This window comes from Variovorax sp. P4_B11 (assembly GCF_056402355.1).
On sequence record NZ_JBFUHO010000013.1, the window covers coordinates 1 to 24088 of the forward strand.

Annotated in this window: 25 protein-coding genes; 9 read left to right on the forward strand and 16 right to left on the reverse strand. The window is 67.9% G+C overall.

The genetic code is table 11. The features are described from left to right. Positions 1-124: 124 nt before the first annotated feature. From AC1DYD_RS14075 to AC1DYD_RS14115, 9 genes are read right to left on the reverse strand one after another with little or no spacing between them, the layout of a single operon-like run. Positions 125-1048 (reverse strand): SMP-30/gluconolactonase/LRE family protein, encoded by a 924-nt coding sequence (locus tag AC1DYD_RS14075; RefSeq protein WP_478173362.1) that lies wholly within the window; start codon positions 1046-1048, stop codon positions 125-127. A gap of 14 nt (positions 1049-1062) precedes the next feature. After that, positions 1063-1818, reverse strand: a complete 756-nt coding sequence (locus tag AC1DYD_RS14080; protein ID WP_478173363.1) for an ABC transporter ATP-binding protein — start codon at positions 1816-1818, stop codon at positions 1063-1065. Next, complete coding sequence (locus AC1DYD_RS14085) at positions 1811-2602, reverse strand: ABC transporter ATP-binding protein (protein WP_478173364.1); 792 nt, start codon at positions 2600-2602, stop codon at positions 1811-1813. The genes AC1DYD_RS14080 and AC1DYD_RS14085 overlap by 8 nt, the downstream gene beginning before the upstream one ends. Further along, complete coding sequence (locus AC1DYD_RS14090) at positions 2599-3603, reverse strand: branched-chain amino acid ABC transporter permease (RefSeq protein WP_478173365.1); 1005 nt, start codon at positions 3601-3603, stop codon at positions 2599-2601. The genes AC1DYD_RS14085 and AC1DYD_RS14090 overlap by 4 nt, the downstream gene beginning before the upstream one ends. Continuing rightward, positions 3596-4474, reverse strand: coding sequence for a branched-chain amino acid ABC transporter permease (locus AC1DYD_RS14095; RefSeq protein ID WP_478173366.1), 879 nt, complete (start codon positions 4472-4474; stop codon positions 3596-3598). The genes AC1DYD_RS14090 and AC1DYD_RS14095 overlap by 8 nt, the downstream gene beginning before the upstream one ends. A gap of 4 nt (positions 4475-4478) precedes the next feature. Beyond that, positions 4479-5405 carry an NAD(P)-dependent oxidoreductase gene (locus AC1DYD_RS14100; RefSeq protein WP_478173367.1) on the reverse strand — a complete coding sequence of 309 codons (927 nt, stop codon included), beginning with the start codon at positions 5403-5405 and terminating at the stop codon, positions 4479-4481. A 13-nt stretch (positions 5406-5418) separates the two neighbouring features. After that, entirely contained in the window at positions 5419-6165 is a 747-nt protein-coding gene (locus tag AC1DYD_RS14105) for an SDR family NAD(P)-dependent oxidoreductase (protein ID WP_478173368.1), read from the reverse strand. A 52-nt stretch (positions 6166-6217) separates the two neighbouring features. Then, positions 6218-7060, reverse strand: coding sequence for an HTD2 family dehydratase (locus AC1DYD_RS14110; RefSeq protein WP_478173369.1), 843 nt, complete (start codon positions 7058-7060; stop codon positions 6218-6220). Positions 7061-7069: 9 nt separating this feature from the next. Continuing rightward, the gene (locus AC1DYD_RS14115) at positions 7070-8287 is read right to left on the reverse strand and encodes an ABC transporter substrate-binding protein (RefSeq protein WP_478173370.1); all 1218 of its coding nucleotides are present in this window, start codon (positions 8285-8287) and stop codon (positions 7070-7072) included. 178 nt (positions 8288-8465) lie between these two features. Here AC1DYD_RS14115 and AC1DYD_RS14120 point away from each other — a divergent pair, with 178 nt between their 5' ends. Genes AC1DYD_RS14120 through AC1DYD_RS14130 form a run of 3 tightly spaced genes read left to right on the forward strand, consistent with a single transcriptional unit; the run spans position 8466 to position 10906 of the window. Further along, positions 8466-9695: a CaiB/BaiF CoA transferase family protein gene (locus AC1DYD_RS14120; RefSeq protein WP_478173371.1), complete on the forward strand. Its 1230-nt coding sequence runs from the start codon at positions 8466-8468 to the stop codon at positions 9693-9695. A 60-nt stretch (positions 9696-9755) separates the two neighbouring features. Beyond that, entirely contained in the window at positions 9756-10730 is a 975-nt protein-coding gene (locus tag AC1DYD_RS14125) for a Bug family tripartite tricarboxylate transporter substrate binding protein (protein WP_478173372.1), read from the forward strand. Positions 10731-10732: 2 nt separating this feature from the next. Continuing rightward, entirely contained in the window at positions 10733-10906 is a 174-nt protein-coding gene (locus AC1DYD_RS14130) for a hypothetical protein (RefSeq protein ID WP_478173373.1), read from the forward strand. Between the two features lie 100 nt (positions 10907-11006). Here AC1DYD_RS14130 and AC1DYD_RS14135 read toward each other — a convergent pair whose 3' ends face one another. From AC1DYD_RS14135 to AC1DYD_RS14150, 4 genes are all read right to left on the reverse strand, one after another. Then, on the reverse strand, positions 11007-11969 hold the full coding sequence (locus AC1DYD_RS14135; protein ID WP_478173374.1) for a Bug family tripartite tricarboxylate transporter substrate binding protein: 963 nt from the start codon (positions 11967-11969) through the stop codon (positions 11007-11009). An 85-nt stretch (positions 11970-12054) separates the two neighbouring features. Next, positions 12055-13236: a CaiB/BaiF CoA transferase family protein gene (locus AC1DYD_RS14140; protein ID WP_478173375.1), complete on the reverse strand. Its 1182-nt coding sequence runs from the start codon at positions 13234-13236 to the stop codon at positions 12055-12057. A gap of 170 nt (positions 13237-13406) precedes the next feature. Beyond that, a complete protein-coding gene (locus tag AC1DYD_RS14145) occupies positions 13407-14546 on the reverse strand; it encodes an FAS1-like dehydratase domain-containing protein (RefSeq protein WP_478173376.1) in 1140 nt (379 codons plus the stop codon). Between the two features lie 21 nt (positions 14547-14567). Further along, positions 14568-16139: an acetate--CoA ligase gene (locus AC1DYD_RS14150; RefSeq protein ID WP_478173377.1), complete on the reverse strand. Its 1572-nt coding sequence runs from the start codon at positions 16137-16139 to the stop codon at positions 14568-14570. Between the two features lie 115 nt (positions 16140-16254). Here AC1DYD_RS14150 and AC1DYD_RS14155 point away from each other — a divergent pair, with 115 nt between their 5' ends. Together AC1DYD_RS14155 and AC1DYD_RS14160 are read left to right on the forward strand one after the other, a co-directional pair. Next, the gene (locus tag AC1DYD_RS14155) at positions 16255-17175 is read left to right on the forward strand and encodes an IclR family transcriptional regulator (RefSeq protein ID WP_478173378.1); all 921 of its coding nucleotides are present in this window, start codon (positions 16255-16257) and stop codon (positions 17173-17175) included. A gap of 24 nt (positions 17176-17199) precedes the next feature. Further along, positions 17200-17598: an acyl-CoA thioesterase gene (locus tag AC1DYD_RS14160; RefSeq protein ID WP_478173379.1), complete on the forward strand. Its 399-nt coding sequence runs from the start codon at positions 17200-17202 to the stop codon at positions 17596-17598. A 27-nt stretch (positions 17599-17625) separates the two neighbouring features. On the opposite strand, the gene AC1DYD_RS14165 is transcribed toward AC1DYD_RS14160, so the two are convergent. Beyond that, positions 17626-18471, reverse strand: coding sequence for an oxidoreductase (locus tag AC1DYD_RS14165; RefSeq protein ID WP_478173380.1), 846 nt, complete (start codon positions 18469-18471; stop codon positions 17626-17628). Positions 18472-18596: 125 nt separating this feature from the next. On the opposite strand from AC1DYD_RS14165, the gene AC1DYD_RS14170 reads away from it, so the two are divergent. Further along, complete coding sequence (locus tag AC1DYD_RS14170; protein WP_478173381.1) at positions 18597-19499, forward strand: LysR family transcriptional regulator; 903 nt, start codon at positions 18597-18599, stop codon at positions 19497-19499. Here the strand turns inward: AC1DYD_RS14170 and AC1DYD_RS14175 are convergent. Both AC1DYD_RS14175 and AC1DYD_RS14180 read right to left on the reverse strand, forming a co-directional pair. Continuing rightward, a complete protein-coding gene (locus AC1DYD_RS14175) occupies positions 19496-20071 on the reverse strand; it encodes a nitroreductase family protein (protein ID WP_478173382.1) in 576 nt (191 codons plus the stop codon). The genes AC1DYD_RS14170 and AC1DYD_RS14175 overlap by 4 nt on opposite strands. Continuing rightward, complete coding sequence (locus AC1DYD_RS14180) at positions 20068-20202, reverse strand: hypothetical protein (RefSeq protein ID WP_478173383.1); 135 nt, start codon at positions 20200-20202, stop codon at positions 20068-20070. The genes AC1DYD_RS14175 and AC1DYD_RS14180 overlap by 4 nt, the downstream gene beginning before the upstream one ends. Positions 20203-20411: 209 nt before the next feature. On the opposite strand from AC1DYD_RS14180, the gene AC1DYD_RS14185 reads away from it, so the two are divergent. From AC1DYD_RS14185 to AC1DYD_RS14195, 3 genes are read left to right on the forward strand one after another with little or no spacing between them, the layout of a single operon-like run. Continuing rightward, on the forward strand, positions 20412-20795 hold the full coding sequence (locus AC1DYD_RS14185; RefSeq protein WP_478173384.1) for a DUF805 domain-containing protein: 384 nt from the start codon (positions 20412-20414) through the stop codon (positions 20793-20795). After that, positions 20792-23053 (forward strand): FAD-binding protein, encoded by a 2262-nt coding sequence (locus AC1DYD_RS14190; RefSeq protein ID WP_478173385.1) that lies wholly within the window; start codon positions 20792-20794, stop codon positions 23051-23053. Before AC1DYD_RS14185 ends, AC1DYD_RS14190 begins: the two co-directional genes overlap by 4 nt. Next, positions 23050-24087, forward strand: coding sequence for a hypothetical protein (locus AC1DYD_RS14195; RefSeq protein WP_478173386.1), 1038 nt, complete (start codon positions 23050-23052; stop codon positions 24085-24087). The genes AC1DYD_RS14190 and AC1DYD_RS14195 overlap by 4 nt, the downstream gene beginning before the upstream one ends. Position 24088: the final 1 nt, after the last annotated feature.

A 24088-nucleotide genomic window follows, 5' to 3' on the forward strand; every position in this document is an offset into this window, starting at 1 on the left:
GAGCGGCCCGGCGCCGAGGACGGCCGCGGCGGTGGCGGCGCCGGCCTGCAGGAAACAGCGTCGGTCGAAGCAGGTGCCTTGGTTCATGGGTGCGTCCTTGTGGGTTGGCGCGTGCTGCACGGGGTCAGGCCGAAAGCGCCAGGCCGGCGCGCGGCCAGCGCGCGGCCAGGAGTTGGCCGTGGCCCGAGAGGGTGATGAAGGCGGTGCGCCGGTCCGCGCCGCCGAAGCAGATGTTGGTGCAATAGCCTTCGGGTGCCTCGTGGAACTCGAGCAGATCCCCGGCCGGCGAGAACACGCTGATGCCGCCGCGCACCAGGGTCGCGACGCAGATGTTGCCGCCCCCCTCCACCGCCAACGAATCGAATCGCTGGAAGCCGGGCAGGCCATGCACCAGCCGGCCGCCGTTCGGAGACGGCCAGGCTTCGTGCCCGAGCTGTCCGCGCCCGGTGACGGGGTAGGACCAGAGCCGGCTGGTCTCGGTCTCGCTCACGTACAGCGTGCGGCCGTCCGGAGACAGGCCGACGCCGTTGGGCGTCAGCACCGGGTGCGCGGCCCGGCGGATGAAGCTGCCGTCGGCGCGGGCGTAGTACACCGCGCCGCGCAGCATGCGGTCCTCGAAGGTCTTGCCGAAATCGCTGAACCAGAAGCCGCCGTCGGCGTCGAACACGATGTCGTTCGGGCCGTGCAGCGCCACGCCATCGCAGTGGGTGTAGAGCATCTGCACCGCGCCAGTGGCGAGGTTCACGCGCTGGATCGCGCCGCCCTCGTAGTCGGCGGCCGGGCCGGTTGGCCGCGTGAAGCCGTCGTCCGTGCGCCAACTGAAGCCGCCGTTGTTGCAGACGTAGCAGTGGCCGTCCGGTCCCATCGCCGCACCGTTGGGACCGCCGCCCAGCGTCGCCACCACGCTCAGCTCGCCCGAGGGCAGGACGCGGGTCAGCCGGCCGGCGGCGATCTCGACCACCAGCACGCTGCCGTCGGGCAGCGCGACGGGGCCTTCGGGAAACTGCAACCCGGTGGCGATCAACTCGCCTTGCAACTTCAGCGTCACGGGCTCTCCTTGTTTCATGCGTGGGCCGCCTCGTCCTGCCGTGCGCCCAGGTAGGCCTCGATGGCCTGCTGCCGCCCTTCGCGGGTGCGCAGCGCCCGGGCGTCGAGCTCGCCCACGATGTGGCCGTGCCGCATCACCCAGGCGCGCGCCGCCAGCTTGGCCGCGGCGTGGAAACTCTGCTCGACCAGCAGCGCGGCCAGTTTCTGCTCCCGCTGGATCACGGCCAGCCGCTCGTAGACGCGGGCGACCAGCAGCGGCGCCAGTCCGAGTGAAGGCTCGTCCAGCAGCAGCAGGCGCGGCGCCGACATCAACCCGCGGCCGATGGCCAGCATCTGCTGCTCGCCGCCGCTCAACAGGCCCGCGGGCGACTTCAGGCGGTTGGCGATTTCTGGGAAGAAGTCGAGCACGACCTGGCGCCGCCGCGCGCGCGTGGCGGCATCGACGAAGTAGGAGCCGAGCGTGAGGTTGTCGGCGACCGAGAGGTCGGCCACGATCGCCCGGCCCTCGGGCACGTAGGCGATGCCGGCGCGAAAGCGCCTGGCCGACGACCAGCCGCTGATGTCCTGGCCTTCGAACAGCACCCGCCCCTGCGCCGGCTCCAGGCCGGCGATCGCCCGCAGCGTGCTCGACTTGCCGGCGCCGTTGGCGCCCAGCAGCGCCGCCACCGTCGCCCTCGGCACGCCCAGGGCGATGCCGTGCACCACCGGGCCGGCGCCGTAGCGCACCGTCAGCTCCTCGACCTGCAGCAGGTCCATGGCGGCCTCACTCATCGTCGTCTCCGAGATAGACGCGCACCACGTCCGGGTTGGCGCGAACCTGCGCCGGGCTGCCCGAGGCCAGCAGCCGGCCCACGTTGAGCACGTGGATGGTGTCGCACACCTCCATGATCAGGTCCATGTCGTGCTCCACCACCACCATCACCAGCTTCGGCGAGCGCAAGCGCATGAGCGCGGTCGACAGGTCGCGCGTCTCGACCGAGTTGAGTCCGGCCGCGGGCTCGTCGAGCAGCAGCACGCGCGGCGCGCCGGCGATGGCGCGGGCGATCTCGGCGAGCCGCAGCACGCCCGGCGGCAGGTTGGCGGGCGCCTCGTCGGCCACCTGCGCGATGCCGAGCCGGGCCAGCGCCGCCAGCGCGAGTTCGCGATGCAGCGTGCGCTCGCGGCGGCCGCGCGGCAGCGGCAGGAAGGCATCGAGCCAGCCCGCGGCCGATTGGCGGTCCAGCCCGATCATCACGTTCTCGACGATGCTGAGCTCCGGGCACAGCGCCACGTGCTGGAAGCTGCGCGAGAAGCCGAGCGCGGCGCGGCCCGTCGGCGCGAGGCCCTCGAGGGCGATGTCGCCCAGGCGCATGCGGCCCTGCTGCGGCGCGTACAGCCCGGTCAGGCAGTTGAAGAAGCTGGTCTTGCCGGCGCCGTTGGGGCCGATCAGGCCCGTGATCTCGCCGGGCTGCATCTGCAGCGCGATGCCCTGCAGCACCTGGATGCCGCCGAAGGACAGCGCCAGCGCGTCGACGACCAGCGGGAGCGTCGAATCCATGGCCACGGCGACGCTCATGAATGGCCTCCCTCGAGACGCGCCCGCACGGACGCCGGCAGCGCGTTGACGCCGAGCACCACCGCCAGCAGCGCGCCGCCGTAGAGGATCGGCACCCAGTCGCCGGCACCGGCGAGCAGCAAGGGGACCAGCGTCAGGAAGATGCCGCCCACCAGGCTGCCGGCGAAGGACATCGCGTGCAGGCACACCACCGAGCCGACCAGCAGGAAGATCGACGTCCACAGCGTGAAGCTGTTGGGCGAGACGGTGGAGGAGCTGAAGGACAGCAGCGCGCCGCCGATGGCGGCGATCGCGGCGCTCAGCGCCATGCACGACAGGCGGGCCCAGCTGCGGCGCACGCCGAAGGATTCGGCCGCATGCGCCGAGGTGCGGATCAGCAGCAGCGCCATCGCCTGCCGCGAGCGGCGGAAGTGGCGCAGCAACAGGGCCACGGCAACCAGTCCGGCCAGCGGCAGGTAGTAGCGCTGCAGGTTCTTGGGAACGCCCGGCAGTGCGTCGAGCTTCACGTAGAGCCCCTCGTAGCCGCCGGACACGCTGGAGAAATGCAGCAGCAGTTCCGGCAGTGCCAGCGCCAACGCCATGGTCGTCACCGCGAGGTAGATGCCGGACATGTTGCGCGACGGAAAGGCGAACACCACGCCGAGCAGCGCGCCGAGGACCGCGGCCAGCGGCAGGCTGGCGAGCAGCGAGAGGCCCAGGTACTTCTCGACCAGGGCGACCGTGTAGGCGCCGGCCGCGACGAACACGCCATGGCCGATCGAGACCTCGCCGCCATAGCGCACCAGGAAGCTCACCGAGATGATCGCGATCGCGTTGGCGAAGCAGACGCCGAGCGTGAAGGTCCAGTAGCCGCCGGACACCAGCGGCAGCAGCAGCAGCACCAGCAGGCCGAGCGCGCTGCCGGTCTTGCGCGCCCAGCCGCTGCCGGCGGCCCGGGCCTCGGGGCCGGACGGCGCCGCGGCGGCGGAGGCGAGGGTCGGACGGATCGGCAGGCTAGACACGGGCACCCCCTCGAATGGCGAGCACGCCCTTGGGAAACACGTTGAGCACGAGCAGGATCGTCACCAGCAGGTAGCTGTTGTTGAACTCCGCCGAGACGTAGAACGACAGCAGGTTCATCAGCACGCCGATGAAGATGCCGCCCACCACCGCGCCCGCCAGGCTGCTGAAGCCACCGACCACCGCGGCCGCGAAGGACTGCAGCATGAAGGAGGCGACGCTGGTGGACGACAGGAAGGTGGTCGGCACGATCAGCAGCGACGCGACCAGCCCGAGCAGGCCGGCCACCACCCACGAGAACACATGCACCCCGCGCAGGTTCAGCCCGCAGACCCGGCTGGCGAACGGATTCGCCGACACGGCCCGAAAGGCGATGCCGATGCGGGTGCGCTCGATCAGCAGGTAGAGCAGCCCGATCGCCAGGGCCGTCACGACCAGCACCGCCAGGTCGTAGGACGACACCTGGAGCGGCCCCAGGTGCAGGCGCCAGCGCGGCAGGGGCAGCTCCATCGACACCACGTTGGAGCCGAACATCAGCTGCGTCAGGCCCTGCACGACCAGGCCGACGCCCAGCGTCGCGATGGTGCTGATCAGGTCGGACTTGAACACCAGCGGCGCGATCAGCAGGTAGCTCAGCGCCATCACGGCGACCATGATCGCCAGCGTCAGCAGCACGCCCGCGAGCCACGGCATGTCGGCGAAGGTGCCGGCCGTGAAGCCGAACACCAGGAAGGCGGCGAACCCGGCGAGGTTGCCGTGCGCGAAATTCACGACGTTCGAGCTCTTGTAGATGAGCACGATGCCGATCGCGCCCATCGCGTACAAGGAGCCGCTGATGATGCCCGCCCAGACCAGGCCGATGAAGTCGGACATGGGGTCAGGCGTTGTCGGCGGCCGCGGCGGGCGCCGGACCGAGGTTGCGGTCGATCAGCTCGATCACCGCCGGGAAGTAGCGCCCGCTCCAGCCCTGGCTCGCGGTCGCCGCGTAGTAGCGCTGCGCCAGTTCGGTGACATGCGCCGAGGTGCCCACCTGCTTCGCCAGCTCGAGCATGTAGCCGATGTCCTTGAGCGCGTATTCGGGCGGGAAGGCCTTCTCGGGGAACTGGCGCGGCAGCATCGCCTTGCGGCCGTGGTTGCGCAGCACGAAGCTGTCGCCGGAGCCCTTCGAGACGGCGTCGAGCAGCACGCCCGGCTGCACCCCGGCGCGCTCGCCGATCACCATCATCTCGGCCAGCGCCATCGTGTGCTCGAAGACCAGCGCGTTGTTGATCAGCTTCACGACCTGGCCGCAGCCCAGCGCGCCGCAGCGCGTCACGTCCGAGCCGATGTAGCGCAGCAGCGGCTCGATCCGTGCGAACAGCGATTCGCTCGCGCCGACCATGATGCTCAGCTCGCCGCGCTGCGCGGCTTCGCGGGTGCGCGCCACCGGGGCGTCGGCGAAATCGACGTCGCGCTGGCCGAGCGCGGCGCCGACACGGCGGGCGCTCTCGACCGTGGTGGTGCTCAGGTCGACGATGACCGAGGGACGGCGCCCACCGGCAGCAAGACCTTGCGGCCCGAGGCAGACCTGCTCGACCTGCGGGCCGCCGGGCAGCGAGAGGAAGACCACGTCGGCCTGCGCCGCCACCTCGGCCGGCGTGCCGGCGCGGCGCGCCCGTGTGCCTTCCAGCACCTCGAACGCATTCGGATTCATGTCGAAGGCAATGAGCTCGCCCGCGTGCTTGACGGCCATGTTGCGGCACATCGGCCCGCCCATCACGCCGAGGCCGATGAAGCCGATCACGGTTGCTGCGTCGTTTGCCATGCGCTGTTCCTCGTCAGTCCATCCACATGCCGCCGCTGATGTCCAGCGACGTGCCCGTGATCCAGTTGGAGGCCGGCGAGCACAGGAACAGCGCCGCCTGCGCGATGTCCTCCGCGTTGCCGTAGCGGCCGAGCGGCACCGTGGCGTTGGCCGACGGCGCCACGCTGCCGCCCGTGACCTTGGCCCACATCGCCGTTTCCACCGGGCCGGGGGCCAGCACGTTGGCGTAGACGCCGTGCGGCGCGCCGGCCTTCGCGACCCAGCGCATCATTCCGTGGACCGCGGCCTTCGAGGCCACGTAGGCCGGGCCGGAGGCGACGCCACCGTTCTTGGCGGCGATCGACCCGGCCGCGAGGATCTTGCCGAAGCCGCGCTGGCACATCAGCGGGAACAGCTTGCGCGTCGGGTTGACCACGCCGCGCAGGTTCACCGACATGATCGCGTCCCATTCTTCATCGGTGCTGTCGGCCAGCGGCGTGCGCGCGATGATGCCGGCGCACAGCACCAGGATGTCCACCTTGCCATGCTCGGCGATCACCTCGTCGACCACCCGGTCGGTCTCGGTGCGGGACACCACGTCGTAGCGGCGATACGCGATGCCGGGGCCGATGTCCTCGTGCTCCGCCCGGTCGGTGGCGACCACGTGCGCGCCGGCCGCCTTGAAGGCCTGCGCGATGGCGCGGCCCATGCCGCCTGCGCCGCCGGTGATCAGCGCGACCTGGCCTTCGAGGCTCGCCGGTCCGCTCAAGTGCTGTGCCATGTCTCTTGTCTCCTGCTTCGATGATGTGAATGTCTGGGTGCGCGCGCCGGCTTCAGTCGAAGGCCGCGGTGGCCGACATCGCCAGTTCGCCGTCGGGGCCGCGCGCCCACAGCGCCAGGCTGCCGTCGGCCAGGGCCTGCCCCTCGAGGCGGAACGCACGGTCGACGAACAGCGGACTGACACCGCGGAAGTCGAACTGCGCCAGCCGCCTGCCGCCGCCGTGTTCGACCGCCAACTGCTGCAGCAGGGTCGCGGTCAGCGGGCCATGCACCACCAGGCCGGGGTAGCCTTCCTCGTCGCGCGCATAGGCGGGGTCGTAGTGGATGCGGTGGCCGTTGAAGGTCAGCGCCGAATAGCGGAACAGCAAGGTCGTGTCGGGCTGGAACGCCCGGCCCCACTGGGCCTCGCCGTCGTGGCGCTGCGGCGCCGGCGCCGGCGCGGCGCCCGGCGGGGTCGCCTCGCGATAGACGATGTCCTGTTCCTCGACGATGCACGGACGGCCTTCGCTGGCGATGGTGTGCGCCACCGTCACGAACCAGAGCGAGCCGCGCTTGCCGACCTTGTTCTCCACCCTCAGGATGCGGCTGCGCCGGCTCGCCTCGGCATCGACCGGCAGGTCGGCCAGGTAGCGCACCCGGCTGCCGGCCCACATCCGGCGCGGCAGCGCGATCGGCGGCAGGAAGCCGCCGCGCTTCGGATGGCCGTCGAGCCCGAGTTCGCTGCGCCGCGCCGCCGGGTTGAAGAACAGCCACTGCCATCCCGGTGGCAGCGGGTCGCCGGCGGCAGGTGCGGTGTCGAGGTCCAGCGTGGCGGCCATGGCCTGCACCGCGGGCGCGAGGATGCGCTGCGTGCGCTCTTCCTCGCGGCCGATCCAGTCGTCGTATGCAGTGCTCAAGTCAGGTCCTCAAGACAGTTTGGCGTCGAACACTTCGGCCGGGAAGGGCCGGAACTCGCGCAGCAGCTTGAAGCTGCCGTCGGGCATCGCCTGGATGATCCCCTCCTGGCGCACGCCACGGTGGTCGCCGGGCCTGAAGCTCACGTTGCGCGCACCGCCGATGGTCTGGTTGGTCATCGTCTCCATCACGTCCACGAGGTTCTCCCGCGTCAAGGGCTTGCCGCTCGCCAGCAGGGCCTGGAAGCCCTTGACGAACAGCGCGCCGTTGCTCCAGCCGTTGAGGCCGAAGACGCCGATCGGGTCGCTGGGGTAGTACTTGGCGACGTTGTCGCGGTAGGCCTTGACCTCGGGTTCGTCGGAGGTGACAGGCAGCAGCCACGAGGAGAAGCAGGCCCCGTCGAGCAGCGGGCCGGCCAGCTTGCGGGTGGTCGGGTCGGCCGTGAAGAAGGGGCCCATCCACTTGGCCTCGTAGCCGATGCGCTCGGCAGCCTTGAGCGCCGCCGCCAGGTTGGCGTTGGAGCCGAACAGGATCACGACCTCGGCCTTCGCGTTGGCGAGCCGGCGCACATGCGGCGTGAAGTCGGTGCTGCGGACCTCGAACGGAATCGACTCGGCCGGCTGCTTCTTGCGCGCTTCCATGTACAGGTCGAAGCCGCGCTTGGCCGAGCGGCCCAGCTCGTCGTTCTCCCACAGCAGCGCGACGCGGCTGGCGTTGAGGCCGCTCCAGGCGTAGTCGAGATTGGACGCCGCCGACCAGCCGTAGTCCGGCAGCAGGGGGAAGACCAGCCGCTCGGAGAACAGGGCACTGGCGCCGCCGATCGGCCCGATCATCGGCAAGCCCACCTCCTTGGCATAGGGAATGACGGCCACCGACTGGGCGGTGCCTGTTGCGGCGGTGAGCGCGAAGATCTTGTTCTCCTCGACCAGGCGGCGCGTCACGGCCACGCTGCGCGCCGGCTCGTAGCCGTCGTCGTAGGTGACGAAGTTGATCTTCCAGCCACTCAGCGCGTTGGTGTCGTTGGCCCACTTGAAACACGAGTCCGCCGCATGCGTGAGGATCGTATAGAAGGGCACCGGCCCCGTGATCGGGGTGAACGCCCCCACGGTGACGGTCTTGCTCGCCAGGTCGATGCCGGGCGACACCTGCTGCGCCTGGGCCCAGCCCGGCAAGGCGACCGAGGCGGCGGCGGCGGCGGCGCCGCTGTAGAGAAATGTCCTTCTGCGCATGACGTTGTCTCCTGGATGTTCTTGAGGTCTGGTGGGCGAGTCACAGCTCGTAGAATGCATTGTATAAGTTGCATCCTTGGCCAGAATCCGGGTTTGCCCCAGGTTAAGCAAGTGTTTTTGGCTTTTCTGTGCTCACTACTAAAATATACAATGCATTCTAATTCAGGAGACATCACCCATGGAGCAATCCGTTCTGGCGGGACGCCGTGTGATCGAGCTGGGCACCATGCTCGCCGCACCCTTTGCCGCGCACATCCTTTCGCAGCTCGGCGCCGAGGTCATCAAGGTCGAACCGCCGCGCGGCGACCCGACGAGAAGCCTGGTTCGAGGCGGCCCGAGCGGCACCTTCATCGCGTACAGCCACGGCAAGAAAAGCGTCTGCATCGACCTGTCCGACCCGGAAGGACATGCCGCGTTCTGCAAGCTGCTGGCAACGGCCGACATCTTCATCCACAACCTGGCGCCGAAAGCGGCGCGCAAGCTCAAGCTGACGCGTGCGGACTGTGAAGCGGTGAATCCCCGCCTGGCTTACTGCCACATCCGCGGCTACGCGGCGGGCCCGCAGCAAGACGATCTGGCCTCGAACCCGGTCGCCGAAGCCTCCTCCGGCGTGATGGAATCCAACCGCATCGACGGCCGGCCCAGCCGGCTCGGCCCCTCCTACCATGACCAGTTCGCCGGCGCCTACGCGGTGATCGGCATCCTGGCCTCGATGCTGGGATCGAAGGCGGGCCGGCCCGTGCGGCCCGTCGAAGTGGGTCTCTACGAGACAGGCCTCCATGTCGCCTCGCGTGACCTGACTGGTGCTCAACTGAAGCTGCAACTGCTGGGCCGGCCGGAGCGCGAACCCAACGGCGAGTTCAGCATGCCGGGCTACGGGGCCTACGCCACCCGCGACGAGCGCTGGATCTATCTGTTGATGCTGACGGACGCCCATTGGCTCAAGTTCTGCCGCGCCATGGCCCTGCCGCAGGCCGGCGACGCCTCCCTGGCCAGCCTGCGCCAGCGCAAGAAGGCGCGCGAGCAGGTGGAGGACATCGTGAGATCCGCCGTGGCGGCCTGCACCTTCGACCAGGCCGCCGAGCGCCTGAAGGCCGGGGATGTCGGGTTCACGGAGGTACTGCCGCTCGAGCACGTGCTCGACGCGCCGCAGGCACGCCAGCCGGGCAAGCTGCGGCGGGTTCACTATCGCGGACTCGGATTCGACGTGCCCGAGTTCCCGCGGCTGGACGCGGCGACCGACAAGGTCGCCACCCTGCCCCCGCCCGAGCTCGGCGAACACACGCTGGAGCTGCTGAAATCCGCGGGGGTGGCAGCGCAGAAATGCGACGAACTGCTCGCCCACGGCGTCATCGGCTCGGCCAAGCCCGACGATTTCGCCTGGGCCGCGGTGCGACACGCGGCCTGATGCACAAGCGAACGGCTGCAAGCCGATCCGACCGAACACCCGATACTGGAGCGAATCGAGATGATCCACCCCGCCGCGCGAAAGGTCCTCGTTGCATGCCTGTTGTGCGTTGCCGCCGCGGCCCACGCGGCGGACTATCCTGCGCGCCCGATCCGCCTGCTGGTGGGCTTCCTCCCGGGAGGCGGGGCCGATTTCGTCGCCCGGCAGGTCGCGCAGCATCTCTCGCAGGCGCTGGGCACCAGCGTCGTCGTCGACAACAAGCCGGGCGCCAACGGCACCCTCGCAGCCGCGGACGTGGCGCGCATGCCCGCCGATGGCTACACGCTCCTGCTGGGTGTCAGTGCCAGTCAGTCGATCAGCCCGGTTCTCATGCCCAAACTGGCCTACGACCCGCTGCGCGACTTCACGCCGATCACCCAGATCGGCTACACCCCCCTGGTGCTTGTCGTCAACAACCGCACACCCGTCAACAGCGTGGATGAGTTTGTGAAGTACGTGAACGCGCGCAGCGAGCCGGTTGCCTACGGCTCGGCGGGCACGGGCAACATCACCCATATGGCCGCCGAGCTCTTCGCGCAATCGACCGGCACGACCAGACTGCGGCATATCCCCTACAAGGGGAGCAGCCAGGTCATCACCGACCTGATCGGCGGCCACATCGCCGCCTACTTCGACACCTTGCCTTCGTCGCTCCCATTCATCCAGAGCGGCCAGCTCAGGGCGCTGGGCGTCACCAGTGGCCGACGGTCCGGCGCCGCGCCCGAGATCCCGACCCTGCGCGAGGCGGGTGTGCCCGACTACGAAGCCACGACCTGGTTCGGCGTCTTCGCGCCGCCCGGTCTCAGCGCCGAATTGACCAACCGCCTCTACGAGGCGATTCACGACAGCATGGACACGCCCGCAGCCCGCCAAGCGATGACGATGCGCGGCGTCGAGCCTGTTCTCGAACCACCGGCGCGCTTCCGATCGGAACTGGAGGCCGATATTGCCCGCTGGCGCGAGGTCACCCGCAAGGCGAAAGTCAGCTTGGACTGACCATGCTGAACTGGCTCCGGCATGTCGGATCGGTTGTTCATCGACTCGTCGTCGCGTCGGGTGCATTGGTCGGCGCCGCCTACATTGCGCCGGCCGATACGCCGCCGGATGCAGTGCCATCGTGCGACATCGCCGACCGGTCTTCGCAGGGCGGCGCGGACCCTCTCAACCCTTGAGAATTCGCATGATGGCTTGGGCCACCAGCACTGCCTTGCGTGAAGACGAGCCCAGGCGTGCGGCGGATACCCTTCCCCGCGCTTCCACCAGCATCCGCTGCTAGTCGGCGCGCATGCCTGTCTTCTGAATCAGCGGGCCCCACTTGCCGCGCTCCGCGCGCGCGAACCGCCCAAGTTCCTCCGGCGTACCGCCTCCGACATCGAACCCAAGCTCCAGGAAGCGCGCCTTGGTTTCAGGCTGCGCAAGGATCTTGTTCACCTCCGCATTGAGCCGCGCGATCACGGCGGGAGGCGTACCCTTCGGCGCGTACAGCGCATTCCACGCGATGACCTCGAAACCAGGCACGCCTTGCTCGGCCACTGTCGGAACGTCGGGAAGAAGCGAGGTCCGCTTCCCGGAGGTCACCGCCAAGGCCTTGAGCTTGCCGGCCTCCACCTGCGGCCGTACCGCTGTGACCGTGTCGATCATCAAAGGGATCTGTCCGCCCAAGACGTCCGTCAAGACTGCCGTGGACCCCTTGTAGGGAACGCCGAAGAGAGGGCTGGCGGTCTTCTCTTTCAGGAATTCGAACACCAGGCGCGCCGTCGTGCTGGGAATGCCGATGTCGGCGGACTTCGGGCCGGTCTTGGCGCCATTGAGGACGTCCTGCAGCGAACCCAGCGGCGAGCCGGCCTGTGCGAGCAGGACCATTGGAAAAGTCCCGATGAGGATGATTGGATCGAATCCCGTCTCGGCATTGAAGCCGGAGGACGCATACATGAACTGATTGAGGACATGCGTCCCATTGGTCCCCATGGTCAAGGTGTAGCCGTCGGGCGCGGCGCGAGCGACCAACTCGGTGCCGATGTTGCCACCTGCCCCGCCCCGGTTCTCGACATAGAACGTTTTTCCCGTCGCCACGCTCAGCCGATCCGCGATGTAGCGCGTCGCCACGTCCGTACCCTGGCCGGCCTGGTAGGCGACGACGATCTTCACGGGCTTCGAGGGGTAGTCGTCGGCATGGGCCGCGCCCGCCAGCGCCACCACTGCGGCGAGAAAAGCCATCTTCACTGCGTACTTCATCTTTGTCTCCTTCTTGGTTTCACCCGACACCTCGTCTGCCACGGATCGTCTCGACTGGGACGGCTCTGGGTTGTGCATCAGGCGGCTAGCGCTGCGGTTGACCCGGGAGCACGCCACTGTCACGAAGCGCGGCGACCTCTCTGGCGGGAATTCCGGCCTCCGCCATGACCTCGTCCGTGTGCTGGGCGTAGCTTGGCGGGGTTGAACTGGGCGCTCCAGGGGTCCGCGACAGCCGAATCGGCAGGCCGACGCCCCGGTACCCCTCTCGTTCGACGACCATCTTGCGGTGCAGCGCGTGGTCTTGACCGAAGGCTTCGGCGACAGTGTTCACCGGCCCGGCCGGCACGCCACACTGCATCAGCCTCTGGCACAGCACTTGGCGCGAGCAGGCGCTCAATGCCTCCTCGATCCGAGCCCGCAACGCGGGCCGATGGGCGAGGCGAAGCGAATTGTTGATGAATCGAGGGTCGGTGGCCAACTCGGGGCGACCGACGCTTTCGCAGAATCGACGGAACTGCCCGTCGTTCAGGATGCCGAGAAAGATCTCGCCATCGCCGCACATGAACTTGTCATAGGGTGCGATGTTGGGATGCGCGCTGCCCAGCAGTCCGGGTGTCTGGGCTGAGCTCAACCAGTTGGCTGCGTGCGGCACCAGCAGGCTCAGTGCGGCGTCGAACAGTGTCGCCTCGACCGCTTGACCGCGGCCGGTACGGTGGCGCTCATGCAAGGCCATCAGAATCCCGGAAAGCGCGGTGTATCCGGTCAGATGATCGACGATCGGTACGCCGATACGAGTGGCTCCTGATCCGGGCTCGCCGTTGATGCTCATCAGTCCGCAGATGGCCTGAAGCACCGCGTCGTAGCCGGGCAACGCGCCCAGCGGCCCGTCGGCGCCGAAGCCGCTGATGCTGCAGTAGACAAGCCGGGGGAACCGATCCGACAGCTTCGTCTCGAAATCCAGTCCCCATCGCTTCATCGTGCCTGGAATGAAGTTCTCCACCAGGACGTCTGCCTGCTCGAGCAGGTGAAAGAGGACGGCCTTTCCCTCGGGCTTGGCAAGATCCAGTCCGATCGCGCGCTTGCCGCGATTGACAGCCGAGAAGTACGCCGCGTCGCCCGAGGCGTCGAACGGCGGGCCCAGCCATCGCGTGTCATCTCCAGCCGGAGGCTCGATCTTGACGACATCGGCGCCGTGATCGGCGAGCATCTGCGTGCACAGCGGACCTGCCAATACCCGGGACAGGTCGAGCACGCGGATGCCGTCCAATGAGCCTCGAGCTTGATTCGTCCGTTCAGTGGTCGGGTTCGAAGGGGTCCGCATACGGCTCCGCCGGAAAAAAAAGGGCAGCTCGGTGGCTGGGGCGTGCCGACCAGGCGGTCGAGCACGTCGTCAGGCTCGCAGGACGGAACCGAAGGGCCCCGTCCCGCCGAGGGTGGTCAGGACCGCGAGGGCAGCTCGACGATGCCGGAACCCACCACGGACAGCTCGTCGTCCTGGTTGCGCGCTTCCTGCGCGATCTCGACCAGATGGCGCCCGCCTTCCACGAACTTGCGCTTCACATGGCCCTTGATGAAGAGCATGTCGCCTTCGGGGTTGTGGCGGCGAATCTTGCAGCTGGCCTTGGCCAGGAAGCCGTCGTCGCCGGCCCAGTTCGTCAAGTGGTGCGTCAGCCACGACGTCCGCTCGGGACCGTAGTCGTAGGCGCCGGGCGCGCCGACTTCGAGTGCGAAGTCCTCTTCCCAGTGCACGCGCTCGGGAACGTCAGGAATGCCGAAGCGGTTGGTGATGCCGACGCCCGGGTGGGCGTCGATCAGCTTCCACGCCAGCTTGTTGGCCCGGATGTAGAGCCCCCCCCATCCCTGGGCATAGGCGATGAAGCCGGTGACCGTCATCGGGCCCTTCATCATGACGGGCAGCGCCTCGCCTTCCTTGACATCCTCCCAGTACCGAGGCGTCGCGCCGCGCACGGGCTCGTCGCGATAGAGCTTGAAGGCTTCGCCGATCTCTTCGGGCGTGTAGCGGCGGGGCTCGCGCGCACGAACTTCCTTGTACTTCGTGCCCTGCTCACGCGCGTGGTCGCGCTCGGTGCGGAAGCACCAGCTGTCCGCCTCCGCCACCTTGTCGCCCTTCTGGTTGAAGAAATCGACGTGGTAGATCTGTTGAACGGCGCGACCGGCAAACTTGGTCTGGTGTTCGACCAGATCCTTGAGATAGGCCTCGGTCGAGATCTCGTCGTTGCGCAGCACCGGCTTGTGCCAGGTCCAGTCGGAACCGGACCACATCGCGTGCACGCCGGGCAGACCGCCGACGTAGCCCGACACGATCCGGCTGGTCGAGAAGAGGAAGCTGGGCAGCGCCACGATGCCGCCGTACTTGGTCTTCGCCGCATAGTCCGGCTCGCACCACAGGGGATTGTCATCGCCGATGCCGTGGGCGTAGTGCCGGATGTTGTCGCGTGTCGCTTCGTGGCACCACGGCTCCGCTGTCGCGCCGATCGGCTTGCCGATGCGCTCCCTCAATTCGTCTAGGCCGCTCTCCGTGATCTTGGGGAAGCTTCGTTCGGTCTGCGTGGACATCAATGTCTCCTTTGCTTTACTTCAGTGGATTGCGGCGAGCGCCGCGGTTGAATTCGCAAGCTCTCGCTCACGGAGAATCTTTCGGTGGACCTTGCCGGCGGGCGTCTTGGGAAGCTCCGCCACGAACGCCACCTGGCGCGGATACTCGTGCTGGCTGAGGCGGCTGCGCACGAGTTCCTGGATCTCACCCAGGAAGGCGTCGTCCCCGGCCCGGCCGGAGACCACGAAAGCCTTCACCACCTGGCCGCGGAGCTCGTCGGGCACACCGATCGCAGCGGCCTCGAGCACATCGGGGTGCTTGAGAATCGCGTCCTCGATCTCGACGGCGCTCATCGTCCAGCCGGCGGAGATGATCACGTCGTCGGCACGCCCACCGTGATAGAAGTAGCCGTCGTCATCGATCCGGCCAAGGTCCTTGGTGGGCACCCAGCCGTCCTTCCGCCAAAGCTTCAGCTCACCCGTGACACCGGGCGCACACGGCGCACCGTGGATGTCCTGCACCTCGACCCGCGTGCCGGGGATCGCCTTGCCCAGCGAACCCGGTTTGACCACGAAATCCGCCGCGCCCGGGTAGTTCACGAGGATGACCCCGATCTCGGTGGTTCCGTACATGCTGCAGACCGGTCGGCCGAAGGTCGCCTCGGCGAAGGCTGAGGTTTCGCTGTCGATCGGCTCGCCCGTGAAAGAGAGCTTCTCGAGGAAGTAGTCGTACTTCGAGGCAGCGCCCGAGTGCCGCATCATCCGGTAGTGGGTGGCGGCCGCGGAGATGTTCGTGAACCGCCCGCCGTGCAGTGCTTGAAGCAGACGCTCGGCGTTGAACTTCCCGGCGTAGGCGCCGATCGTCACGCCCAGCGCCAGCGGCGCCAGGGTGCCATGCCAGAGCCCGTGGCCCCAGGCCGGCGACGAAGGACAGAAGAAGCGATCTCCCGGGCGAATGCCCGTTCCGTAGAGCGCCGCGAGCATGAGCGTGACGATGGATTTGTGCGTGTGACGCACCGCGGCCGGCAACTCCCGCGTGGTGCCGGAGGTGTACTGGAAGATGGCGAAATCGTCGCCCCTGGTTTGCGGCTCGAACTGGCTCGGGTAGCCCTCGAGGGCGGCGAGGAACTCGTTCGAGGCCACGACGACTTCGACGTTCTCGATGCCGCTCGCCATCGGCGACTTCTCTGCGTTCGTGATCAGCAGCTTGGGATTGCAGTCGTTCACCCGAAGCCGGATGCCGTCGGGTCCGAACAGCGTGAACAGCGGCACGGCAACGGCCCCGGCCTTCATGGCGCCAAAGATGGACACATAGAAGGCGCGGGACGGCTCGAGCATCACGGCCACCCGGTCGCCGCGCTGGATTCCCTTGTCGACGAGGTAGTTCGCGAAGCGCGAGGAAGCGTCGGCGAGTTCGGCGAAGGCCAACGTCTCCTCGCTGCCGTCCGCATGCGCCACGATGACCGCCTGCCGCGAACCGTTGGCGTGCCGGTCGATGCACTCGTGCGAAATGTTCAGGGAGTCACGGTCTCCGTCGAACAGTTCCCACAGCTTGTCTGTTGAACAGAGGCGCTGGGCATCCGCATAGGAGGTGAAGTCTGTGAGCTTCCTCATGGTGTCTGTTGTCTCTGCGTTGTGAATCGGATTGATGCAACTATGCGTGCCAGTTCACTTATTGTCAATCGCATTATGTAATTGTACTAAGACAATCACTGTCGACGCTCTTGTCATGCTGCCCAAGGGCCTGCGCGACGCCTGGCCTCCAGCGACAAGTCACGGCTCCGGCTCACGAGTTCCGCGCATCGTTTCTGGTAAAACGCGTCCAACCCTCCCCAACGCCATGCCACCTGATATCTCAAAGTCGCGTTCGCCTGCGCCACCCGCGCCGAAGGCGCGTCGCGTTCGTCCCGTTCCCGCAGTCACGCGCTCGATCGCCATCCTTCGCCTTCTGGGAGAGTCGCCGCCCATGGGCGTCAAATCCATCGCGGAACACCTCGGGCTGGTACCCAGCACCTGCCTGCACATCGTTCGCGTGCTGGTGGATGAGCAGCTCCTGAAGGTCGATGAGGGAAGCAAGCGCTACTCGCTCGGCATCGGCATGCTCAGCCTCGCGCGCAGCGTGGTGAAGAACAGCACCTTCTCCAGTCTGGCTCAGCCGATGCTTGACGACTTGTCGAAGGAATGGGGCGTGACGACGATGGGGGTCGAGACCGCGGGCGCCGAGCACATGGCGGTCGTCGCGCTGTCGAGAGCGCAGGCGCCTTTCGGACTCCACGTGGACATCGGGAGCCGTTTCCCCGCCCTGGTCAGCGCCACAGGCCGACTCGTGGCGGCATTCGGCCAGGCGTCGTGGCCGCAGTTGCAGAAGCGCTTCAAGACCGTACGCTGGGACAAGCCGATCGAGTTCGCGGCGTGGAAGAAAGAGGTCGAGCTCGCGCGCAAGAACGGCTACAGCATCGACCGCGGCAACTACATCAACGGCGTCACGATCGTCGCCGTTCCGGTGCTGGATGAAGGGCAGCGCATGAGTCACTCCCTCGTTGCGGCTGGCCTCTCGGATCAACTGAACGGACCGACCGGGACGGCGATCGCCAAGGCGATGCTGGAGGTTGCCGACTCGCTCTCGACAATGCTCCCCTACAAGCGCTGAGCAGCCTCGGCGAAGGAACACCCAATGAACAAACCTGTCGATGCGGCGAGCGACCTGTCCGCGGAGCCGGAGGTCGTCCTTCGCGTCATCCCCATGCCGGCGGACACGGTTCTGGAGAATCTGATCTCCGGCGGCTGGGTCATGGGCAAGCTCGATGCCGCCGGCAGCGTTCTGCCCATGAGGATCTCCGGACGACTGGTCGCGCTGGTTGCTGTCGACAAGCTCGTCTTCGCGCAGCCGATACTTCTGGGGGAATTGGTGACCTTCCTTGCCACCGTCGTGAGCATCGGAACGACCTCCGTCACGGTCCACGTCGAAGCGGTGACCGAACGGCGAGGCGGCGGCGTACCGACCAAGGTGACTGAATGCCGGATGACCTATGTGGCGCTCGACGATGACCGCCGACCGACGAAGGTGCGGTAGCGAGCTGCATCGGACCAGATCGCGCGGTCACGCCGGGTCGAAATCGGTGCCGCGGCTCACGGCTTCCCAAGCCGCAGTCTCCGCAAGCAGCGCTTCGGAGTGGGCGCGGATCGCATCGACGGCATCGCCGCCAAGTTGCAGCCGCAATGGCGTGCGCTCGGCATTCAGCGCCGCTTCGATCGCCGCGCCAGCCTTGCGCGGGTCGCCCGGCTGCGTGTTGTGCATCGCATGCGCGAACTCGCGCGTCGGTCCGACGATGGGCTGGTAGGCCTCGATCACCGGCATGTGGCGCATGCCGCTGCCGCCCAGCTGGGTGCGGAACTGGCCGGGCTCGACGATCAGCACCTTGATGCCGAAGGGCGCGACCTCCTGCGCCAGCGCTTCGGACGCGCCTTCGAGCGCGAACTTCGAGGCCGAGTAGGCGCTGAACCCCGAAAACGAGAGCTGGCCGCCCAGGCTCGAGATGTTGACGATGGCGCCCGATCGCTGCGCGCGCAGCACCGGCAGCGCGGCGCGCGTGACGGCCATGGCGCCGAAGAAGTTGGTGTTCATGAGCGCGCGCAGGTCGGCGTCGGAGGTCTCTTCGAGCGCACCCACCACGCCGTAGCCCGCGTTGTTGATGAGCACGTCGATGCGGCCGAAGCGCGCGACCGCGGCTTGCACGGCGACTTCGGCGGCGCCGGGCGCGTCGACGTCGAGCAAGGCGGCGAGCACGCGGCCGGGGGCGAGGGCGACGAGCCCGGCGAGGCGGTCGGTGTCGCGCGCGGTGGCGACCACGTTGTGGCCTTGCGCCAGCGCATGCTCGGCGAAGGCACGGCCGAAGCCCGAGGCGGCGCCGGTGATGAACCAGGTCTGAGGGGTGGCTGCGGTCATGGTGGATCTCCTTCGGTGCGTTGTGGGTGCGACGGGTTTCATCGGGGCATGGCCTGACTTTCGCAGCAATTCGATTCGGCGAATAGATCGTTTTGATCGAAAGCACTGTGCGATACGATGCATGAATGGATCGAACGCTTCTGCCCCATCTCGCGATCGTTCTCGCGGTGCATCGCCGCGGCGGCTTCGCGGCGGCGGCGGCCGAACTGGGCATGAGCGCATCGGCCGTGAGCCATGCGGTGCGCACGGTCGAAGAGCAGCTCGGCCAGCCGCTGTTCGCGCGCACCACGCGCAGCGTCCGGCTCACCGAGGCCGGCACGGCCTTCATCGGCCTGCTGGCGCCTGCGATGGACGAGATCTCGGACGCGGTCGATGCTTTCGGCGCCGAGAGCGGGCGCGTGGGCGGCCTGCTGCGCATCAACGCACCGTATGTGGCGCTGCCGCTCGCCATCACGCCGCTGGTGGCGGAAATGGCGCGTCGCCATCCCGAACTCGTGGTCGAGGTCGCCTCCGACGATGGCCTGACCGACATCGTCGCCGCCGGCTACGACGCCGGCGTGCGCCTCGGCCACACGGTGGCTCAGGACATGGTGGCGGTGCGGCTCACGCCGCCGTTCGACGCCATCATGGTGGCGTCGCCGGCGTACCTCTCGCGCGCCGGCGAACCGCGAAGCATCGCGGCGCTCGCGAAGCACAACTGCATCGGCTATCGCTTCGTGAGTTCCGGCGGCGTGTACGCGTGGGACCTGCGCGAGCGGGGCGCGCAGGTGTCCGTCGAGGTGCCGGGCTCGGTGCGCGTGACCGATGCGTTGTACGCCAAAGAGCTCGCGCTGGCCGGCGTGGGCATCGCGTACCTGTTCGAACCGCTGGTGCGCGCGGAGATTCGGGGTGGACAGCTCCGGCAGTTGGTTCCCAGGTCGGCCTTCGAGGAGCCGGGTCTGTTCTTGTACTTTCCGAGGCGCGCGTCACAGGCGCCCAAGCTGCGCGCGTTCGTCGATCTGGCGCGGGAACTGAGAATTCACAGCTAGGGCTTCCAGTTCGACAAGACGCGGTCCCGTTCCGTCCGCACCGCGGGCGGCGGTGCAGCAACGATCGTTCCGATGCTGACGAACCCGGCCAGCGTCTCCGCAGGGGCGATGCCAAGCGCCTCGCGGAGGATCGCGTCCCTGCAGCGCTCCCCGCTGAGCACGATGGCGCCGAAGCCCATCGCATGGGCCGCCAGCAGCAATTGGCCCAGCGCCGCGCCCGCGCCCAGCCACTGTTCATGGACAGGCACCTTGGCATCGGACTCGGGCCGCACGACGAAGGCCAGCATGGTCGGCGTCTGCGTCGCATGCGCGCGGGCGCGCTCGATGTCCTGGGGTGTCGCATCCGGCGTCCGGCGGCGCTTCTCGTCCTCGAACAGCTGCGCCAGCTCCTCCCGCTGCGCGGCCGCGAAATCGATCAGTCGCCAGGGCAGCATGCGCCCGTGGTCCGGCGCGCGAAGCGCCGCATCCACCATCAGTCCGAGCTGCGCCGCGCTCGGCCCCGGCAGCCCCAGGCGCCGCGGCGAAACCGAGCGCCGCGCCAGCATCGTCCGCAGCAGCGCATCCGCAGTCATGGCGCGCTCCGGCCCGACATGGTCGCCGCCATCCGACCGAGCTCGATCACCGGCGCCTCGATCTCCGGCGAGCACCGATAGCTGTCGTTGAGCCGCATGAAGTGCCCGTAGGTGTTTGAGGTCGAGAACATCCGGCCGGGCCCGATCGTCAGGCCGCGCTCCAGCGCCGCGCGAACCCCAGGCCAGCTTCGGTCAGGGCCGCCGCCACATTCTGATCCTGCGACCGACAGTGGGCCTCTCGAAACCCGGAGCCGCCCCGAACACATTTCGATACACCCGCGGTAGGATGCGGGGCGTCAGCCCCCGGTCGATACCGGACCTCCCACGGATCACAAGGCAAATGAAGAAGTCCTGGCTTCAAGAGTTCACTCTGCGAGGTCGACTCGGTCGAGCCTCGTTCTGGCTTCGAGTCGGCACGCTCCTGCCGCTCGGTCTCTGGCTGTGCATCGGGGTGCGGCAGCACCTCGGCCCACCCTTCGACCTGATCCCGGTGCTGGCCCTCGTGGTGCACATGGTCTCGGTATGGGGCCGCCGGCTTCATGACCGGGGCCGGTCGGCGGCGTGGCTCCTGCTTGCCGCCGTTCCTGTCGCCGGCGCCATCGTCCTCCTCGTGGAGTGCGGATTTCGCGGCACGGCCGCCGGCGCCGAACGCTACGGATCGCCTGCCGATCTGCGAGCCGACTACCTTCGCGTGACCTCTCCTGCCGACGCTTCCCTGCAATGACCAACCATCACATCGTCAACGACGTCACGCAACTGAACCCGGTGCGGGTCATGGCCATCGTCGCACCCAGTTGCACCGGGGATGTCGTCGAGGCCTTGCGCCGGACCTCCGGACCGGTCTCCATCGGCGGCGGCCGCTTCAGCATGGGCGGGCAGACGGCGAGCCCCGGCAGCCTGCACTTCGACATGCGTTCGATGAATCGAATCGTCGCTTTCTCGCCCGGCGACAAGACGATCCGCGTGCAACCCGGCGTGCGCTGGTGCGACATCCAGAAGTTCGTCGATCCGCATGGCATGGCGGTCAAGATCATGCAGACCTATGCCAACTTCACAGTCGGCGGCGCGCTGAGCGTCAACTGCCACGGTCGATACGTGGGGCTGGGACCCCTGGTGCTGTCGGTGCGAAGCATCGAGGTGGCCCTGCATGACGGCGAGCTGCGGCACGCGAGCCGGGAGCTCGACCCGGACCTGTTCTTCGGTGTCATCGGCGGCTACGGCGGCCTGGGCGTGGTGGTCGAGATCGAACTCGACCTGGCCGAGAACAAGCGCGTTCAGCGCGTCGACAAGGTCATGCCGCTGGCCGACTATTGGACGCATTTCAAGAACGAGATCCGGAACAACCCCAAGGCGGTGTTCCACAACGCCGACCTGTACGCGCCGCACTACGCCACGGTGCGCTCGGTGACCTGGGTCGAGACCGAAGCACCGGCGACGACGACGGCGCGGCTGCAGCCACTTGCGACGTCGTACCCGCTGCACCAGTACTTCCTCTGGGCTGTCTCCGAGACGCCTTTCGGCAAGGAGCGCCGCGAGAAGTTCATCGACCCCCTGCTGTACCTCCGGAAGAAGGTGCATTGGCGCAACTACGAGGCCGGCTACGACGTCGCGGAGCTGGAGCCGCCCTCGCGCAAGGACCGCACCTACGTCCTGCAGGAGTACTTCGTGCCGGTCGAGAAGCTGGAGCAATTCGTGCCCCTGATGGCCGCCGTCCTTCGGCGCCACCGGGTGAATGCGCTGAACGTCTCGATCCGGCATGCCATGCCCGACCCCCACACGCTCTTGAGCTGGGCACCGAGGGAGACCTTCGCCTTTGTGCTCTACCACAAGCAGCGCACCCGCGAGAACGCGAAGAGCCGGGTGGGCGTCTGGACGCGCGAGCTGATCGACGCCGTGCTGTCGGTCGGCGGCACCTACTACCTGCCCTACCAGCCCCATGGCACGCCGGAGCAGTTCCATCGCGCCTACCCGCGGGCGAAGGAGTACCTCGCGCTCAAGGAGAAGCTGGATCCGGACTTCAGGTTCACCAATGTCCTCTGGAACAAGTACCACCGGACGGGCTTGGTCGGCAGCGGCACGGCAAGTACGCCAGCTTTGCCACACCGTTCCGAATTCCATCGGGTCTTCGGCGACGTGCGGCAGTCCGATGCCTTCTATCGCTTTCTCCAGAGCGTGTTCCGAACCGTCCCGGAGGACCGGTTCCACCAGCTCATTCGCGAGGCGTGCCAGCTGCACCCCGACGAGGAGAGCGTCTACCGCTACATCCAGCGCGAGCTCAAGGGCATCAAGCCGCTGCTCGCCGACCTGACCCATGCCCTGCCCTCGCTGTTCAAGCAGAAGGCGGAGATGACGCGCCAGACCCTGCAGGTCCTCGGGGGCCGCGACCGCTTCGAAGGCTACGCCGAGATCGGCTCCAAGGGCCGGTACTTCCGCGGGCTCGATGCCGCGCTCCAGATCAGCGGGCCCCGGTTCTTCATCGACGACAAGGCGCCCACCTTTTCGCCCGTCGACATCATGGAGCGGGGACAGCTGCGCAAGCTCGGCGGCGTGCACCTCCCGCTGGCCGACTACGCCCCGCTGCCACCCGACGCGATTGCCGACCAGAGCCTCGACCTCGTGGCCTGCTACGTCGGGCTTCATCACATGACGGTGCAGCGCCTGGAAGGGTTCCTGGCGTCGATCCATCGGGCGTTGCGCCCGGGCGGCGCCTTCATCGTTCGCGATCACGATGTGCGCTGCGAAGAGCTGCGCGCGATGGTGTCGCTCGCCCACACGGTCTTCAACGCCGGTCTCGGCGAGACCTGGGAGACGAACCAGGCGGAGCTTCGCTTCTTCGAGCCGGTGTCGACGTGGGTCGAGCGGCTGGCACTCGCCGGTTTCTCGGACACCGGTGCGCGCGTTCTTCAGGAGAACGACCCGACCGACAACGTGCTGCTGTGCTTCGTGAAGCAAGCCCCGGCGACTCGGCAGCTGGCCGCATGAAGCGCCTTCGCACGTTCAGCCTCGCCGCGGCGATCTGGGCCGGCGCACTGGCCGCGGGCGCGGCCCCCGTCACGCCGGCAGCGCATCGGCGCACGCCCGACCAGACCTTCCTGACCTTCCCCGAGTGGTACCTGGTGCACAGCCCCGCGGAGTACGCCGCCTACTTGTCCAGCGGCGCGACGCCGAGCGCCTTTCCGCTCTTTGCCCACATCGGGCAGTTCTGGCAGGGCTACGGCGCGGTCAATGGCGAGCTCGGCAAGTACCCCTTCAACGGCGGCTACCACCTGATGGTGATGGTGATCGGCACCAGCACCACCGTCGAGTACGCCTTGAAAGGCATCTACGAGCACACCGTGGGCCGGCTGGCGGAAGCCACCAAGTCCGGCCCGGCCGGCGTCCCCGAGGAGAAGTTCGCCGCCCGCTATGCGCAGGCCTACGTGAACTTCATCCGCGTCGACCCCTGGTACCTGTTCGACTTCTGGGGCCAACTCCAGCAGTTGTGGGCGGCCCAGCTCCCGCTCACCGGTCCCGACCTGATCCGGCGATGGGAGCGCCGCTTCGCGCTCACCACCGAGTTGCTCGTGAAGGCCGGCTATGCCCAGGCCATCCAGCTCGGCACGCATGCCATCTATGACGCCCCCTTGCCGGTCACCGCGGTGGTCCTCAGCAAGGAGCCCGTCAAGGACGGCGCACACCCGGACTACAAGGTCCTGAGCGGCACGGCGCCCGATGGGCTGGCGACGATCCCGCGCTATGAGGGATTCACGAGCTACAGCCGCTGGCTCGCGGGCCAGGGCATCGACTTCAAGGAGATCGCCGGCAACAGCGGCGAGATCGTGGTCAGCCTGCGGGTGCCGGAGAACTGGTCGGCCGCAGACCCTCGGACGCGCTTGCTCTTCAAGCAGCCCGTCCTGACTCGGCCGGGGACGGTGCGTGTGGTGCTCGCCGCGCCCGTCGCCCGGCTCGGCGCGCTTGTGCGCCAGGTCGAAGCCGATCTGGGCGCCGGTGCGATCGAACATGTCTACGACTTCTAGG